The 16,627-nt window shown below is 65.8% G+C and carries 17 protein-coding genes; 7 read left to right on the top strand and 10 right to left on the bottom strand.

Annotated elements, in window-relative coordinates; genetic code table 11:
- From VM054_07165 to hisC, 8 genes are all read right to left on the bottom strand, one after another.
- A partial coding sequence (locus tag VM054_07165; GenBank protein ID HUT98836.1) for an RnfABCDGE type electron transport complex subunit D occupies positions 1 to 396 on the bottom strand: 396 nt, incomplete at its 3' end.
- Between the two features lie 56 nt (positions 397 to 452).
- Positions 453 to 779: a hypothetical protein gene (locus VM054_07160; GenBank protein ID HUT98835.1), complete on the bottom strand. Its 327-nt coding sequence runs from the start codon at positions 777 to 779 to the stop codon at positions 453 to 455.
- Positions 780 to 841: 62 nt separating this feature from the next.
- Positions 842 to 1,225: an HNH endonuclease signature motif containing protein gene (locus VM054_07155; GenBank protein HUT98834.1), complete on the bottom strand. Its 384-nt coding sequence runs from the start codon at positions 1,223 to 1,225 to the stop codon at positions 842 to 844.
- Between the two features lie 10 nt (positions 1,226 to 1,235).
- A complete protein-coding gene (gene rsxC / locus VM054_07150; protein ID HUT98833.1) occupies positions 1,236 to 2,564 on the bottom strand; it encodes an electron transport complex subunit RsxC in 1,329 nt (442 codons plus the stop codon).
- Between the two features lie 643 nt (positions 2,565 to 3,207).
- Positions 3,208 to 4,251: a phosphoribosylformylglycinamidine cyclo-ligase gene (gene purM / locus VM054_07145; GenBank protein ID HUT98832.1), complete on the bottom strand. Its 1,044-nt coding sequence runs from the start codon at positions 4,249 to 4,251 to the stop codon at positions 3,208 to 3,210.
- A gap of 166 nt (positions 4,252 to 4,417) precedes the next feature.
- Positions 4,418 to 4,891: a transposase gene (locus tag VM054_07140; protein ID HUT98831.1), complete on the bottom strand. Its 474-nt coding sequence runs from the start codon at positions 4,889 to 4,891 to the stop codon at positions 4,418 to 4,420.
- 114 nt (positions 4,892 to 5,005) lie between these two features.
- Complete coding sequence (purF, locus tag VM054_07135; protein HUT98830.1) at positions 5,006 to 6,517, bottom strand: amidophosphoribosyltransferase; 1,512 nt, start codon at positions 6,515 to 6,517, stop codon at positions 5,006 to 5,008.
- Positions 6,518 to 6,519: 2 nt separating this feature from the next.
- On the bottom strand, positions 6,520 to 7,638 hold the full coding sequence (hisC, locus tag VM054_07130; GenBank protein HUT98829.1) for a histidinol-phosphate transaminase: 1,119 nt from the start codon (positions 7,636 to 7,638) through the stop codon (positions 6,520 to 6,522).
- A gap of 191 nt (positions 7,639 to 7,829) precedes the next feature.
- On the opposite strand from hisC, the gene VM054_07125 reads away from it, so the two are divergent.
- From VM054_07125 to VM054_07095, 7 genes are all read left to right on the top strand, one after another.
- Complete coding sequence (locus VM054_07125) at positions 7,830 to 8,297, top strand: GNAT family N-acetyltransferase (GenBank protein HUT98828.1); 468 nt, start codon at positions 7,830 to 7,832, stop codon at positions 8,295 to 8,297.
- Positions 8,298 to 9,386: an alanine racemase gene (locus VM054_07120; GenBank protein HUT98827.1), complete on the top strand. Its 1,089-nt coding sequence runs from the start codon at positions 8,298 to 8,300 to the stop codon at positions 9,384 to 9,386. It begins immediately after the preceding gene.
- Positions 9,387 to 9,859: 473 nt separating this feature from the next.
- On the top strand, positions 9,860 to 10,069 hold the full coding sequence (locus tag VM054_07115; protein HUT98826.1) for a TOBE domain-containing protein: 210 nt from the start codon (positions 9,860 to 9,862) through the stop codon (positions 10,067 to 10,069).
- A gap of 21 nt (positions 10,070 to 10,090) precedes the next feature.
- Positions 10,091 to 10,897 carry a hypothetical protein gene (locus VM054_07110; protein ID HUT98825.1) on the top strand — a complete coding sequence of 269 codons (807 nt, stop codon included), beginning with the start codon at positions 10,091 to 10,093 and terminating at the stop codon, positions 10,895 to 10,897.
- A gap of 16 nt (positions 10,898 to 10,913) precedes the next feature.
- Positions 10,914 to 11,228 (top strand): MGMT family protein, encoded by a 315-nt coding sequence (locus VM054_07105; protein HUT98824.1) that lies wholly within the window; start codon positions 10,914 to 10,916, stop codon positions 11,226 to 11,228.
- A 392-nt stretch (positions 11,229 to 11,620) separates the two neighbouring features.
- The gene (gene nadB / locus VM054_07100; protein ID HUT98823.1) at positions 11,621 to 13,198 is read left to right on the top strand and encodes an L-aspartate oxidase; all 1,578 of its coding nucleotides are present in this window, start codon (positions 11,621 to 11,623) and stop codon (positions 13,196 to 13,198) included.
- A 7-nt stretch (positions 13,199 to 13,205) separates the two neighbouring features.
- Positions 13,206 to 13,958, top strand: a complete 753-nt coding sequence (locus tag VM054_07095) for an NAD-dependent deacylase (GenBank protein ID HUT98822.1) — start codon at positions 13,206 to 13,208, stop codon at positions 13,956 to 13,958.
- Positions 13,959 to 14,356: 398 nt separating this feature from the next.
- Here the strand turns inward: VM054_07095 and VM054_07090 are convergent, their stop codons facing one another.
- Together VM054_07090 and VM054_07085 are read right to left on the bottom strand one after the other, a co-directional pair.
- Positions 14,357 to 15,682, bottom strand: coding sequence for a cyanophycin synthetase (locus tag VM054_07090; protein HUT98821.1), 1,326 nt, complete (start codon positions 15,680 to 15,682; stop codon positions 14,357 to 14,359).
- Positions 15,682 to 16,389 carry a pyridoxine 5'-phosphate synthase gene (locus tag VM054_07085; protein HUT98820.1) on the bottom strand — a complete coding sequence of 236 codons (708 nt, stop codon included), beginning with the start codon at positions 16,387 to 16,389 and terminating at the stop codon, positions 15,682 to 15,684. Before VM054_07085 ends, VM054_07090 begins: the two co-directional genes overlap by 1 nt.
- Positions 16,390 to 16,627: the final 238 nt, after the last annotated feature.

Below are 16,627 nucleotides of genomic sequence, written 5' to 3'. Positions count from 1 at the left end.
CACCACCGCCGAGCCGTCCATGACGGTCACCGGCTTCTTGGTGACGAGCTGGATGACCGCCTCGAAGACCACGGCGCTCACCGCGGCGACGGCGACGAGCATCAGCGACCGCCAGCCCTGGAACCACACCGCCCCCGCCAGGGCGGGCAGGAGGGCGACCAGGACCCAGCGCATGATTCTCGCGGTGTCCTCGGGGCTCTTGAGATGCGGGGCGGCGGAGACGGAGAGGCGGTAGGACTTCTCCGGCTCCTTCTTGGGGACGGGCTTGGCGGCGGGCTTGGGCTTCGGTTTCTCGGCGGATTCGGGCGCGGGCTCCGGCGCAGGCTTGGCCGTATCCCCGGGCGATTCGCCTTCCCCGGTGGCCCCTTCGGCCGGGATGTCGTCGTCTTTGGGCATCTAGGGCTTACTCCCGAACGGTGTTAAAAAAGGTATCCTGCGTTGTTTTAAACCTATCAATCAATTATTCCATCCTTTTTTAATTCATCGTAATTTAACCCATCAAAAATATAATCAATTTGCCAATAACCAATCAGCTCTTGGTTCGGATAGCCTTCTAGAAGCTCAAATACAAATTTTTTTAACTTAGCAAATGATGTATCTTTTATTATATTCTCAACATCACCTGTCAAAAATTCAATTTTATCGTTGACTCTTTCAAATACCTTCTTTACCAAACTTGCTTTGTATACATCCATTTTTTGTATATCATCTAATACACATTTCAATAAAATCTCAACAGCAATAATGTCAAGAGAAATACTAAAGTCGTTCTTGTCCATCTTCCTCTCCTTAGGCTGCAAATATCTACATGTAAATCATGTAACAAGATTAAAATAGGATTCTATTCATCTAACAATTCTGTCTTCCTAATTGCAGCAATTGATAATATTTCTCCATACACAGCTTCGTCACACATAATTCCCTCACTCTTGAGAATATCTAAATACTCATACCCCCATAGTTCGTCTTTCGTATCATTACAATCACAACAAACCGGCCATAGATTGTCTATATTATGAGGATCTTTACCTGTTATTTTCCAATAGTCATCAGTTTCAGGTACATCATGTTCTATTTCCCATGCTGTCTCAGGTGGATTAGCTTGACACTTACCGTGATCGTCGTAATGTATTTCTTTTAAACAATAAGCACAACTATCTGGATGTTTACTCCACACCATTTTTTTCTTTTTTTCCGAAAAAGCTATTTTTATCTTCCAAGCCATTATTGCCTCCTTAGGCCCCTTTGGCGCGCTCGGCGCGGCGCTTGAGCACCGCCGGCTTCGAGACCTTGATGGACTGGACCAGGTGCCGCCGGGCCGGGCAGACGTAGGCGCAGGAGCCGCACTCGATGCAGTCCCCCGCGCCGTAGAGCTCGGCCTCGTCGAGCTTCCCCGCCTCGGAGAAGGTGGCCGCCTCGCAGGGCACCAGGTTCATCGGGCACGTGTCCACGCACCGGGCGCAGCGGATGCAGGGGGTGGCGATGAAGTCCTCGGGCCGCGGCGGCGGCAGGAACAGAACACCCGACGTGCCCTTGGTCACCGGGATGTCGAAGCGGTGCTGGGCCAGTCCCATCATGGGCCCGCCGAGGATGAACCGCGCGGCGTCGTCGGTGAGCCCGCCGCAGCGCTCCAGGAGCTCGCCCACCGGCGTGCCCACCTTGACCCACAGGTTCTTCGGCTCCTTGACGATGGGGCCGGTGACGGTCACCGCGCGCTCCACGAGCGGACGGCCGTTCGCCACCGCGTCCCACACCGCGTAGGCCGTGCCAACGTTCTGCACCAGAACCCGGACCTGGAACGGCAGCCCGCCCACGGGGACCTCGCGGTCGGTGATCGCCTTGATGAGCTGCTTCTCCGCCCCCTGGGGGTACTTGACCCGGCACACGGCGACGTTGATGTTGGCCGCGTGGCGCGTCAGCTCCTCCAGATGCTTGACCGCGTCCGGCTTGTTGGCCTCGATGCCGATGAAGCCCCGCTGGGCCCCGGTGATTTTCAAAAGGATTTTCAGGCCCTTGACGATCTCCTCGCCCTTGGCGAGCATGAGCTGATGGTCGCAGGTGAGGAAGGGCTCGCACTCCGCGCCGTTGAGGATGACCGTGTCGAAGGTGTGGCCCTTGGGGGGGACGACCTTGACATGGGTGGGGAAGGCCGCTCCGCCCATGCCGACCAGCCCCGCATCCCGGATCCGCTCCACCAGTTTCTCCACCGGCGTCCGGTCCAGGTCGGTGAAGGGCTCCATGAGCGCCCATTCGTCTTCCTCCGCGGGCTCGATGACCACCGCCGGCTGGTTCCCGCCCAGACCGTGGGGACGGTCGCTGACCGCCTTCACCGTGCCGGAGACCGGCGAGTGGACCGGGGCGGAGACGAAGCCCGAGGCCTCGCCGACCACCTGGCCCGCTTTTACGACGGCGCCCTTCTCGACCACGGGGGTCGCCGGGGCGCCGATGTGCTGCGACAGGGGGACGACGACCTCGGCAGGGCGCGCGGCGGGCTCGATAGGCCGGGCCTCGGTGAGGTGCTTCGATTCGGGGGGGTGGACGCCGCCGGTGAAGGTCAGGGGCATATCTCGCCTCCGGGGGGTGGAAGCGGGGCGGAGTTGGTTACCGAAAGCGCGGAGCAAAGGGACTCAGATTTTGCCACAACCGGACCGCGGTTGCCAAGGGGGTAAATAATAGTCCGCCGGTTTATAAATGTAGGGCGACCCGTGGCCCTCCTCTCCCCGGGGGAGGCCTGCGAGGCGCGGGGATGGGGGTGAGGGCTTCCTTAAAAAAAGCAGCGGGGAAAGGATTCCCCGCCCTACGTAATCGCAATTCGCGGCGGCCCGCAGAGGACTCGTCCTACGGGGCCGCCCTACGTCATCGCACTCGCGGGTGAGGGGTGTAGCGGCCCCCCTCTCCCCGTGGGAGAGGGGATGGGGGTGAGGGCTGCCGTATGTTCCCCCCCTCTGGGGGGAGGGTTAGGGAGAGGGGCAAAAACGGGCCGACCTGAAGGTCGCCCCCTACGACATCGCAACGGGCCGGGGAGGGGGGTGCAGCTATCCCCTCTCCCTCTCAGGGAGCGGCGCGCCGACGGGCCGGGGTGAGGGGTGCATGTCCCCTCCCCCCTCTGGGGGGAGGGTTAGGGAGAGGGGCAAAAACGGGCCGACCTGAAGGTCGGCCCCTACGTCATCGCAACGCGGCACGGAACGGGCTCGGACCGCCCGGCGCCTAATCCACCACCGCCGCCCGGGGCTCCCCGTCGGCGGCGACCACCTCGCCCACCCGGTAGGCGAACTCCCCAGCCTTGGCGAGATCGGCCACCAGCGCCTCGGCCTTCTCCTCCGGCACGCAGGCGATGAGCCCCAAGCCGCAGTTGAACACCCGCTCCATCTCGTCGTCCGCCAACTTGCCGATTTTTTGCAGCCAGGCGAAGACCGACTGTTTCGGCCAACTGCCACGCTTCACGACGGCCTTCGCCCCCGGCGGGATCACACGCCCCAGGTTGCCGGCGATGCCGCCCCCGGTGATGTGCGCCAGCGCCGCCGTCCCGTGCTTGTTAAACAGCGGCAGGAGCTTCGTGTAGAGGCGCGTGGGCGTCAAGAGCTCCTCGGCCACGGTCTTACCCAGCGCGTCCACGTGCGCGTCCACGTCCAGGCCCGCCACGTCGAAAACCAGCCGCCGCACCAGCGAAAATCCGTTGGAATGGAGCCCCGACGAGCCGAGGCCCACCAGCGCCATGCCCGGCGTCACCCTCTCCGGCGAAAACTCCCGCCCCCGCTCCACCGCCCCCACGACGAACCCGGCCAAATCGTAGTCGCCTTCCTTATAAACGCCCGGCATCTCCGCCGTCTCGCCGCCGATGAGCGCGCAGCCCGCCCGACGGCAGCCCTCGGCCACGCCTGAAAGAATCGCCGTGTCCCGCTCCGCGTCGAGCTTCCCGGTGGCGAGGTAGTCCAGGAAAAAGAGCGGCCGCGCCCCCGCGCACAGCACGTCGTTGGCGTTCATCGCCACGCAGTCTATGCCGACGGTGTCGTGGACCCCGGCCCGGATGGCGACCAGGACCTTGGTCCCCACGCCGTCGGTGCCGGAGACGAGGAGCGGGTCCTCGAGCCCGGCGGCTTTCGGGTCGAAGGCGGCGCCGAAGCCGCCCAGCGCGTCCACGCAGCCCCGGATGCGCGTCGAGGCGGCCAGGGGTTTTATGGCCTCGACGAACCGCTCCCCGGCCCCCACGTCCACCCCGGCCTTCGCGTACGGATTGCGCCCCTGGTCCATCCGGCCCCTTTCGCGGTCAAGCACGGTCAACGGCTTCAGCCAATCGTCTTTTTCGATTCAACCACGGGCGGACCTGAAGGTCCACCCCTACGGGTCTGTTTTCAATTCCGGTACACCCTCGTAGGGGCCGACCGACGGCGCGCCGTTCAGGTCGGCCCGTGTCCGTTCACGAGGGCATTAAATCAACGGGACCCGAAAATGGATAATCACTGATAGTTTCAACCAGACCCTTTCGAATAGGATTTTCCCAAATGTACCTGGCAACTTCGACCACTTCCTCCTCACACCTTAAAACGTGGTCGTAGTAGCTTCTCTGCCACAAGTGGGAACCTCCGCCTCCCCTGTAATGAAACGAGCTGTTCTGCTTGAACCTCTTTACCAGCTTGGCGAGGCTGCTCTTCTCTTCGCCCGCGACCAAAAGATGCAGATGGTCAGGCATGAAACAGTACGCCATAAGGTGGAAACTCTCCTCGTCACACGCCGATTCCAATAAGGCTAGAATACCGGAAACAAGGGTTTCGCCTTTTAGAAGAGGTAGGCGGGAGTAGGTGCAGATGGTAATGAAATACGCGTACGGGCCGGTGTATTTGAATGAATGCAGCCGCGGCGCGGTGAGACGTTTGGGTTGATTTTCAGCCATTCGCCGTTCCGCGGGCGGACCTGAAGGTCCGCCCCTACGAGTCTACTTCCCTAGCCATATCGCCCCAGTACCGACGACACATCGTAATTCAACCTCGCGGACAATCGCTAAAACCTACCGCTCGCCCTCGGGGAACTCGGACTCCTTGTGCGACGGGGCGTCGGCCAAGCCGAGGAATAGCTGCGGCTGGCCCGGCCCGTGAACCGGCCCCTCGGGCCGCACCACGTAGATGCCGTCGAAGCATGCGTGGCAGAAGCTGTCCACCGGCAGACCCGTCCCCTCCAAAAGATGCTCCAGCGTCAGGTAGGTCAGCGTCTCGCAGCCGATGAACTCCCGTACCCGGTCCATGGAGGAGCTCTCGTTGGCGACGAGCTCCATGTAGTTGCTGACGTCTATGCCGTAGTAGCAGGGGTAGCGCCAGGGGGGGCAGCTTATGGCGAGGTGGACCTCGGAGGCGCCGGCGGCCTTGAGCATCTTGACGATTTTTTTACTTGTCGTCCCGCGCACGATGGAGTCGTCCACGCAGATGACTCTCTTATCCTTCAGCACGGTGCGGACTGGGTTGTACTTGAGCTTGGCGCCGAAGTCGCGTATCTGCTGCTTGGGCTCGATGAAGGTGCGGCCGACGTAGTGGCTGCGGATGAGCCCGAACTCGAAGGGTATGCCGGAGGCCTGCGCCAGCCCGAGCGCGGTGGGGTTAGAAGAATCGGGGACGGCGATGACCACGTCGCCGGTGATTCCGGCCTCGGCGAGCTGCACGGCCAGGCGGCGGCCCAGCTCCTTGCGCACGCCGTAAACGCTCTTGCCCCGCAGGACCGAATCCGGGCGGGCGAAGTAGACGTACTCGAAGACGCAGAACGCCTCGGGCCGCGGATCGAATGGCCACACGCTCCGCAGGCCACCCGCGTCCACCACCACCATCTCGCCGGGGGCTATCTCCCGCTCGTAGCGCGCGTCTATCACGTCGAAGCTGCACGACTCGCTGGAAACGAGCCAGGCCAGGTGGGCCTCCCCCGCCTCGTCGGTCCACTCGCGGGTGCCCAGGCACAGGGGGCGTATCCCCCGCGGGTCGCGCACGGCCACCAGCCGGTCCGGGGTCAGGGCCACCAGGGAGAAGGAGCCCTGGCACCGCCGCAGGGCGTCGCCGATGAACCCCTCGGGTTCGCTCTCCCGGCTCATCGCCATCAGGTGGACCATCACCTCGGAGTCGGTGGTGGTGGTGAAGATGGAGCCCTGGGCCTCGAGGCTCCGGCGGATGCTCTGGGCGTTGGTGAGGTTGCCGTTGTGGGCCACGGCGAGCTTGCCCTTGCCGAACTCGACGTAGATGGGCTGGGCGTTGAGGAGGCGGCTGGCGCCGGTGGTGGAGTAGCGGACGTGTCCGATGGCGGCGTCGCCCTTGAGGCGCCTCAGCTCACGCTCGTCGAAGACCTCGGCCGCGGTGCCCATGGCCCGGTGGAAGCGCATGGTGCCGTCGGTCAGGCGCGAGGCGATGCCCGCCGACTCCTGGCCCCGGTGCTGCAGGGCGTAGAGGCCGAGGTAGGTGTAAACGGCGCTCTCGGGATGGCCGAAAATGCCGAATACGCCGCACTCCTCGCGGGGACGGTCCGGTTCGGTCGCGTGGTTCAAGGTCACTTCTTTTCGGTTTTCAACACCGCCGCCAGACCCTCGAGGAAGGCCTCTATCTGCCAGTCCAGGCCGACGGTGACGCGGATGTGGTCGGGGAGGCCGAAGGCGGTCATGGGCCGGACGATGACGCCCTTTTTCAACAGGCCGTCCGAGAGGAAGGCGGCGCGCTCCGCCGTGTCGGCGGGGAAAAGCACGAAGTTGGCCGTCGAGGGCACCGTCTCGAATCCCAGCCCCCGCAGGCCCTCGACGAGTGTCTTCATCCCCGCGCGGTTGACCTCCAGGGTCTGGGCGACGAATTCGGAGTCTTCCAGGGCGGCCAGGGCGGCGTGCTGCGAGAGGGAAACGACGTTGAACGGGGCGCGGACCTTGTGCATCTCGACGACCAGCTCCGGGTCCCCGATGCCGTACCCCACCCGCAGGCCCGCCATGGCGTGGGACTTGGAGAAGGTGCGCAGGATGAAGACGTTCCGCCGGCCGGAGACGAGGAATTTAAGGCCCGACTCGTAATCGGAGACCATGTCGTCGGCGAAGAGCACGTACGCCTCGTCCAGCGCCAGGACCACGTGGTCGGGCAGCGCCCCGATGAACCGCCCCAGCGAAGCCGCGTCGTTGTACGTCCCCGTGGGGTTGTTCGGGTTGGGCAGGTAGACGAGCTTGGTCTTGGGGGTTATAGCGGCCAGCATCCCGTCCAGGTCTATGACGTAATCCGGGCGCAGGGGTACGCTCCGGTGCACGGCGCCGAATGTCTGCGCCATCAGCGGGTACATGAGGAAGCTCTTCTCGGAGTAAACGACCTCGTCGCCGGGGTTCAAGAGGAGCTTGGCCGCCAGCTCGATGACGCCCGACGAGCCCCGGTCCACGATTATCATGGAGGGGTCCACCGCGTGGTGCTCGGCCAGGGCCCGCGTCAGGTAGTAGCAGGCGTCGTCCGGGTAGAGGTGGACCTCGCCCACGTGCGCCCGGAGAGCGCGCATCACCCGCGGCGGGGGCCCGAGCGGGTTCTCGTTGGAGGCCAGCTTGATTATCTCGCCCTCGAGGCCCAGCTCGCGCCTGAGCTCATCGGAGGGCTTGCCCGGCTTGTAGGGGCGGATGCCCTTGACGGTCTCGCGCACGCGGAACATGGCGGCTCCCGTTGGGTTTTGGCGGTGGGCGTGGATAGTGGAACGGGATTTTAACACGGTCCAGGGGGGAGGTAAAGGGCCCCGCGGAGGGCCCTTGCGATAAAGCGTTAAATATCTTATAATTATAAAAGGCATCGCGTGAACGCCCCGCCCGGAGCGGACATACCGGAAAAAACCTGCCGAGAAAGGGGATGGTCTCCCTGCTCACATATTTGAAAATCACCGAAGAAAAGGACCTGCCGGACGGTCTCGTCGCGGGCGACGTGGTGGATTTCCTCCACGAGCACCTGGGCCGCTTCAGCGACGACCGGACCTCCATCGCCCGGGCGCTGGAGTACGCCTTCTCCCCCGAGGCCGGCAAGGGCGGCTTCGTCCTCCTGGCCGAGCAGGGCGGGGAAACGGTGGGGGCGGCGGTGATGAACCGCACCGGCATGAGCGGCTACATCCCGGAGAACTACCTCGTCTACGTGGCCGCCGACCGGAGGCGGGCCCCCCTGGGCACCGGCGCCGAGCTCGTCCGCCGCGCCCTGGAGGAAAGCGAGGGCGACGTCGCCCTCCACGTGGAGCCGGACAACGCCGCACGACGCATCTACTCCAGACTCGGCTTCGCCAAGGTCTACATCGAGATGCGCTGGAAACGGCCCCCGGAGGAGGAGTAGATGGCGCACCTCCGGATAAACATCGCCAAGATACTCTCCAACATCCGCAAGCTCGACGAGCACCTGAGCCGGTACGACAAGCGCTGGACCCTGGTGACCAAGCTCTTCTCGGGACACGAGCCCTCCCTGCACCGGCTCCTCTCCGACCCGGTGGTGGAGCGGCTCCACTCGATCGCCGATTCGCGCCTCTCGGGCCTGATGAGGGTCAAGCAGCTCCGGCCCGGGATGACGACGATGTACCTCAAGCCGCCGCCGCTCAGACTGGTCCGCTCGGTGGTCCGCTACGCCGACGTCTCGCTCAACTCCTCCCTGGCCACCATCCGTGCCCTGGACGAGGCCGCCGCGGACTCGGGACGACGGCACGGCGTCATCGTCATGCTCGAGATGGGCGAGCTCCGGGAGGGGGTCATCGCCGAGAGGATCTTCGACTTCTACACCGAGATACTCAGGCTGAAGCACATCACCATCCTCGGCATCGGGACCAACCTGGGCTGCATGCACGGCGTGGAGCCCACCTACGACAAACTCATCCAGCTCAGCCTGTACAGGCAACTGCTGGAGGCCCGCCTGGGCCGGAGTCTGGAGCTCGTTTCCGGCGGGAGCTCCATCACCCTGCCGCTCCTGAGGCGGCGGAAGGTCCCCGCGGCGGTCAACCACTTCCGCATCGGCGAGGCGGCCCTCCTCGGGACCACCCCCCTGACCGGGAAACGCTTCCGCAACCTCTCAACCGACGCCTTCGATTTCGTCGGCCATATTCTCGAGCTGAAGCGCAAGCCCAGCGTCCCGGAAGGGGTTGTCGGCCGGGGGCACGTCGGGCGCGCCCAAACCCACGAAGGGGAGGAGCTCCGGCACCGGGTCATAGTGGATTTCGGCATGATGGACGTCGCCGTGGAGAACCTGACGCCCAAGGACCACCGGATGCGGTTCGCCGGGACCACCTCGGACATGACGGTTTACAGCCTGGAATCGAACCTCGGCCGCGGCGGGCGCCCCCGTTACCGGGTAGGGGGCTCGGTGCGCTTCAAGCCCAACTACATGGGAGCGGCGCGGCTGATGCACTCCAAGTACATCGAGAAGCGCGTGGTGTGACGGAGGCCGGGGTGAGGTGTAAAGCGGCGGCCCGCAGAGGACTCGTCCTACGGGGCCGCCCTACGTCGTCGCAAGAAGCGGAGCGAGGGCCGGGGTTGCAGCGTCCCCTCCCCCCTCCAGGGAGAGGGTTGGGGTGAGGGGTGAAAAGGCCCCCCTCTCCCTGTGGGAGAGGCTCGCCTACGGGGATGGGGGTGAGGGCTGCCTTATGTCCCCTCCCCCCTCTGGGCGGAGGGTTGCTTACGGGCCGGGGAGAGGGGTGAATACGGGCGGGTGTGGACACCCGCCCCTACGATAATCCGCGTATCAAACCCGTAGGGGCGGCCGTCCACGGTCGCCCGCGGGCCGACCGGTCGGTCGGCCCCTACATCGTCGCAACCCGGCGCGGCCCGGCGCGGCGCTTTTTTGCCCTTTACACGATTCCGCGCCCTGGGATAAACTGACCGCACCATTGCACTCCAGCCGAAGGAGTCGTCGTGAAGTACGGCGCCAGAAACCAAATCACCGCCCGGGTCACCTCCGTCAATAAGGGCGACGTCATGGCCCTGGTCAAGTTCGACGTCACGACCCCCGCCGAGATGGCCTCGGTCCTGACCGTGGAGTCGCTGGAGCACCTGGGCCTGAAACCCGGCGACGAGGTCCGCCTCGTGGTCAAGGCCGTCAACGTCCTGCCCGTCAAGGAATAACCAACCCCACAGGAGTCCGGCATGGCAAGAATCGGCAAATTTTTCATCCTCCCCTTCCTCGCCCCCATCCCCCTGATCCTCTACGCCCTGCTGCCGGAGATAGCGGGGTGGAACCCCGAGGAGGAGCTGGGCGAGGTCGTCAACGTCATCATCTGGGTCATCCTCATCGGCTTCGTGGTCGTTATGTCGCTCTTACCCTTCAAGAGCGCCTTCGGCTCCTTCTTCGGGACCAAGGAATCGAAGCGCATCCAGGCGGAGGGTCGGCAGGCCACCGCCATCGTGCAGGCCATCGGCGAGAACTCCGAGGGCGGGATAGTCACCATCAACGACCAGCCGCTTCTGAACCTGCAACTGGAAGTACATGACGGCAGCGTGCCGCCCTACCCGGTCAGCCTGGACACCGTCATCCCCCGGTCGGCGGTGCCGCAGTTCCAACCCGGCGCGGTCATACCGATAAAGATTGACCCCGAGAACCCGGACAAGATCATCATAGACTGGCAGCGGGGCTCGTCGGGCGAGCAGCCGGAGGCGCCCTCCGTGGGCTCCAAGTGGAGCGAGATGGACAAGCGGCTCCTGGAGGCCGAGGGGATTGACGGCACCGCCAAGTACCTCGCCCTGGAGGACACCGGCCGGAGCCAGGACTTCAACCCCGTCGTCCACCTCACCATAGAGGTGAGCCCCAAGGGCGCCGAAACGTACACCTTCGAAAAGGACGTGCCGCTGCCGACCAACGTTATAGGTCTCATCCAGAGCAAGCTCGGGAAGAGCTTCTCCGCGCGCATCCACCCCCACGACGGCACGAAGGTCTCGATCCACATCGTCCCCTAAAGAGGGCCGGAATCGAATGGCGAAGACGGATTTCACCCGGCGGGCGCTCGCCCTCATCCGGGCCGTCCCGCGAGGACGGGTGGCCACCTACGGGCAGATAGCCGACCTGGCCGGCAACCCCCGCGCCGCGCGCCAGGTCGTCCGCCTCCTCCACTCCTCCTCGGAAACCGAGAGCCTCCCCTGGCACCGCGTGGTGAACGGCCGGGGGACCATTTCCCTGCCCCCGGGTCGCGGGTACGAGGAGCAGCGGGCTATGCTCGCGGCCGAGGGGGTCATCTTCGACGACCGGGGCCGTATAGACCTGAAGCGTTTCCTCTGGACCCCGGCCTGAAGCGGCTCCCTCTCCCTTCTAGGGAGAGGGTTGGGGTGAGGGTCGGGGTAGGAATCGTCGAAAACGCGGCGGCCCGCGGCCTCCCTCTCCCTCCGGGAGAGGGATTGAGGGTGAGGGCCACCTTTTAAATGCGGCGGGGAAAGGATTCCCCGCCCTACGCCAGCGCAACGATACAGTGCCGGGGAGAGGGGTGAATCGGTCCCCTCTCCCTTCCAGGGAGAGGCGCGCCTACGGGCTAGGGTGAGGGTCGAGATTGGGAACGTGATGACGGCGGCCCGCGGAGGGACCGCCTTACATCATCGCAAAACGCATGACGCGGCGCCGTCCCCCTTTACACCAATCCACCAACGGGACTAAACTAGCCCCGCACCTCAACGCGGACCCCCGTCACCATGAAACTGCGCGAATGCGATTTCCTGGTCATCGGCTCCGGCATCGCCGGGCTCTCCATCGCCGTGCGCTCCGCCTCCCACGGTTCCGTCGTCGTTCTGACGAAGAAGGAAGCCGCCGAGAGCAACACCAACCTGGCCCAGGGCGGCATCGCGGCGGTCATCGCCCCCGGCGACTCCTTCGATCAGCACGTCAACGACACCCTCCGCGCCGGGGTCGGCCTCTGCCACCTAGACGCCGTGGAGCTCATGGTGCGCCAGGGACCCGAGCGTGTCCGGGAGCTGGTGGAGCTGGGGGCCGATTTCACCCGCGAGCCCGACGGCGCATTCGAGCTGGGCCGGGAGGGCGGCCACTCCTCGCGCCGCATCGTCCACGCCAGCGACCTGACCGGCTACGAGATAGAGAAAGCGCTCCTGACCGCCGCCCGCAAGCGCGGCGTGGAAATCGTCACCAACTCGCTGGCCTACGACCTGACGCTGGCCCCGGGGCCCGACGGCCTCAACCAGTGCACCGGGGTGGCGGCGGTGGAGGGGGACGAGGTCGTCTTCTACCGCGCGCGGGCCGTGTTCCTCTGCACCGGCGGCGCCGGCAAGGTCTACCTCTACACCTCCAACCCCGACGTGGCCACCGGCGACGGCATGGCCCTGGCCCTCCGTGCCGGCTGCCGGATGGCGAACATGGAGTTCGTCCAGTTCCACCCCACGTGCCTGTACCACCCGCAGGAGCGGAGCTTTTTGATAACGGAGGCGCTGCGGGGCGAGGGGGCGCGGCTTCTGAGCAACGACGGCCGCCGCTTCATGCTCGACTACGACGAGCGCGCCGAGCTGGCGCCCCGCGACATCGTCGCCCGGGCCATTGACTCCGAGATGAAGGCCTCCGGCGAGAAGCACGTCCTGCTGGACGCCACGCCCGTCGGGGCGGAGAAGCTGAAAAAGCGCTTCCCCAACGTCTACGGCCGCTGCCTGGAGCTGGGGTACGACATCGCGGAGAAACCCTTCCCGGTGGTCCCGGCGGCCCACTATTTCTGCGGCGGGGTCCTGACCGACCTCCGCGGCCGCACCGACCTCCCCCGCCTCTACGCCGTCGGCGAGTGCGCCTGCACCGGGGTCCACGGGGCGAACCGCCTGGCGAGCAACTCGCTCCTGGAGGCCGTGGTCTTTGCCCACGAGGCCGCGGGCGACCTGCCCCGTTGGCTGGAGGAGCTGGGTCCGCCGCCCGTGGACGCCCCGCCCACCGAGGTCCCCCAGGTCCGCCAGCCCACCGAGATGGTCACCCTGGACCACGACTGGGACAACGTCCGCCGCCTGACCTGGGACTACGTGGGCATCGTGCGCTCCGACCGCAGGCTGCGCCTGGCCGCCGACCGGCTCCGGCTCATCGCCCGCAGTGTGGAGGACACCTTCCGGCGGGGCTTCTGCGCCGACCTCATCGAGCTGCGCAACATCACCCAGGTGGCCCGCATGATAGTCCAGAGCGCGCTGGGGCGCCGGGAGAGCCGCGGGCTGCACTTCAACCGCGACTGCCCCGAGACCGACGACGTCCACTGGGCCAAAGACACGGTTCTCACCCAGTTCGGTTAGGGGGAAGATGGGTGCGACCGAAGCGGTGATTACGGACCTCCGGCGGCGTGTGGCCGACGCGGCGAGCGTCGTTGTCTTCACCGGGGCGGGGATGTCCGCCGAATCCGGCGTCCCCACCTACCGCGGCCAGGGCGGCCTGTGGAAGAACTTCCGCGCCCAGGACCTGGCCACTCTCGATGCCTTCCAACGCAACCCCGCCCTGGTCTGGGGCTGGTACCGCGAGCGGCGGAACAGGCTCCTCGAGGTCGAGCCCAACGACGGCCACCGGGCCATCGCCCTAGCCGCCGGGCGGGTCCACCTCACCCTGGCCACCCAGAACGTGGACGGCCTCCACGCCTTCGCCGGTTCCGTGAATTTCCTCGAGCTCCACGGCAACATCTGGCGCGAGCAATGCCTCTCCTGCCCGACCACCGACGACCGGAGCCGCCACTGGCTCGAAAAGGTCACCCAGGGGGAGGCGGACCCGCTGCCGTTGTGCCCGGACTGCGCGTCGCTCATGCGCCCGTCGGTGGTCTGGTTCGGGGAGGCGCTGGACGGGCGGGTGATCGAGGCCGCCTTCCGGGCCGCCGAGGGGTGCGACCTGATGTTCGTGGTCGGCACCTCGGGTGAGGTGCAGCCTGCGGCGAGCCTGCCGGTGTTGGCGCGCCGCGCCGGGGCGTACGTGGTCGAGGTCAACATCGAGCCCACGCTCTTGACGGAGCGGTGCAATGTGTCGCTCTTCGAGCCGGCGGGCCGCGTTTTGCCGAAAATCCTCGCATGACGGCCCCCCTCTCCCTTCCAGGGAGAGGCTCGCCGACGGGCTGGGGTGAGGGTCGAGGCCGGGAACGTAAATACGGCGGCCCATCGTCCCCCTCTCCCCGTGGGAGCGGCGCGCCGACGGGGCTAGGGGTGAGGGCTTCCTCATAAAAGACGGGCCGACCTGAAGGTCGGCCCCTAAGTCATCGCAACCGCGGGTGAGGGGTGCAGCGGTCCCCTCTCCCTTTTAGGGAGCGGCTCGCCGACGGGCTGGGGTGAGGGTCGGGGCCGCGAACGTGGAGAACGCGGCGGTACCCTGTCCCCCTCTCCCCGTGGGAGCGGCGCGCCGACGGGATTAAGGGTGAGGGCTACCTTATAAAAAACGGGCGGACCTGAAGGTCCGCCCCTACGCCGTCGCAGCACTCACGGCGCGGCCCACGTCTCCAACGACCCGTCCAGCCCCAGCTCCGCCGCCCGCGCCTTGACCTCCCCCGCCACGTACAGCGATCCCGCGACCAGAATCAAATCCCCCGGCCGTGATTCCGACAAAGCCGCCTGCAACGCCTCCACGGGACCGCCTGGAACCGCAACGGTCTTCTCCACCGGCAGCAGCGCGGCCAGGGTCTCCACCGCCGCCGCCCGGGGGCTGTCCGCCTCCGTCAAAAAAATGCGGTCGAAGGACCCGGCCAGAGCGCACATCGCGGGAATATCCTTGTTCGCGGAAACGCCGAAGACGAGGAATCTGCGCTCCGCCGGCAGCCGCCGCACCTCGCCAAAGATGGCCGACAGCGCCGCCGGGTTATGACCGCCGTCCAGGACGACGGTCGGCTTTTCACCCACGACCTCGAAACGCCCCGGCCAGCGCAGCCCCGTCAATCCGCGTAAAAGTAAATCTTCATCCGCGGGGAAATCGAAGCGTCCGGCCAGAAATCGGTACGCCGCCAGCGCCAGACCGAGATTCCCCCGCTGGAAATCCCCCTTGAGCGCCAGCGGCTTCGAGTTCCAGAGCACCCGGCGGTCCCCGTCCAAGCCGAGGCCCGCGAAATCGTCTTCCCCCAGAAAACGCAGCTCCGTCCCGACCTCCGCCGCCCGCGCCTCCAATATACCCCGCACGACGTCCTCCTGCGGGACGCTAATCGCCGGGACGCCGGCTTTTAAAATTCCCGCCTTCTCCCGCGCCACCGATTCCAGCCCCTCGCCCAGCACCCCCTCGTGGTCCAGGGCGATGCGCGTGAATAGGCACAGCGTGGGCGCCATGACGTTGGTGGCGTCCAGCCTCCCCCCGAGGCCCACCTCGAGCACGGCCCACTCCACCTTTTCCTCGGCGAAGTGGAGGAGCGCCAGGGCTGTGAGTAGCTCGAAAGTCGTGCGGTAGCCGCCGCCTTCGCCGTGGCCGGATTTTGCCTGAACTTTTTTGAGCTTCCCGGTGAGGCGGGCGAAGTCGGTTTCTGAAATCATCGCGCCGTCCACGCGGGCGCGCTCCCGGATGGTCGCCAGGTGGGGGGAGGTGTAGAGGCCGGTCTTTTTTCCGCCCGCGGTTAGAAGGGCCGCCAGGGCCGCCGCCGCCGCCCCTTTCCCGTTCGTCCCCGCCACGTGGACGACGGAAAGCGCCCCGTCGGGGGCGCCCAGCTCGTCCAGGAATTTACGGAAAGCGACCAGGTTCCACGTCCGCGTGTCGTAGGTGAAGCGGTCCTTCCGCTCGTAATCGGCGAAGGAGTAGAGGTAGGCCTGGGCCTCGTCGAAGCCCATCAGCCGACCAGGAGCGCCATCTCGCGGACCGCCTCCTCGAGGCCGGTGAAGACGGCGCGGGCGATGATGGAGTGGCCGATGTTGTACTCGGCGAAAACGCCAAGCTCCGCGACGGGGGCGACGTTCAGGTAGGTGAGGCCGTGCCCGGCTGCGACGTAGAGCCCCAATTCGGCGGCGATTTCCGCCCCCTGCGCCAGACGCGAGAGCCGCTCGTCGCGCTCCGGCCCCGGCTTGGCGTTGGCGTACTCCCCGGTGTGCAGCTCCACGGCGGTGAACCCGGCGTCCAGGGAGGCCATTATCTGGCCCTCCACCGGGTTGATGAAGGCGCTGACGGGAATCGGGGACAAGCGCTCGACGACCTCTTTCAAGGCGGCGAGCCGCCCGGCCACGTCCAGGCCGCCCTCGGTGGTGACCTCCTCCCGGCGCTCGGGGACCAGGGTGCATGTGTCGGGGCCGACCTCGCGGGCGATTTCGATGATCTCGTCCGAGGCGGCGAGCTCCAGGTTCAGGTGGCTGCGGCAGACCTGTCGGATGAGGCGCAGGTCGCGGTCGCCTATATGCCGACGGTCCTCGCGCAGGTGGCAGACTATCCCGTAGGCCCCGGCCCGCTCCACGATGCCCACGGCGTTCACCGGGTCGGGCTCGAAGGTCCGGCGGGCCTGGCGCAGGGTGGCGATGTGGTCTATGTTCACGCCCAGGCGGGCCATGGTTTCCTCCTCGGTTCAGCTTACACCGGACATTTTATCTCATTTCGGGGCGGGAATGAATGATGACGTAGGGGCGGGTCTCCTGACCCGCCCGTTTTTTTATAGGGTGGCCCTCACCCCGACCCGTCGGCGCGCCGCTCCCACGGGGAGAGGGGATAGCGGCAGCCCCCACCCCCGGTTGCGATGACGTGGGGCGGGTCTCCTGACCCGCCCGTTTTTTTATAGGGTGGCCCTCACC

The organism is bacterium, from assembly GCA_035528375.1.
Lineage (GTDB): Bacteria > RBG-13-66-14 > RBG-13-66-14 > RBG-13-66-14 > RBG-13-66-14 > RBG-13-66-14.
Note: the sequence above shows the minus strand (reverse complement) of the source record. Positions and strands in the feature narration are given on the sequence as shown.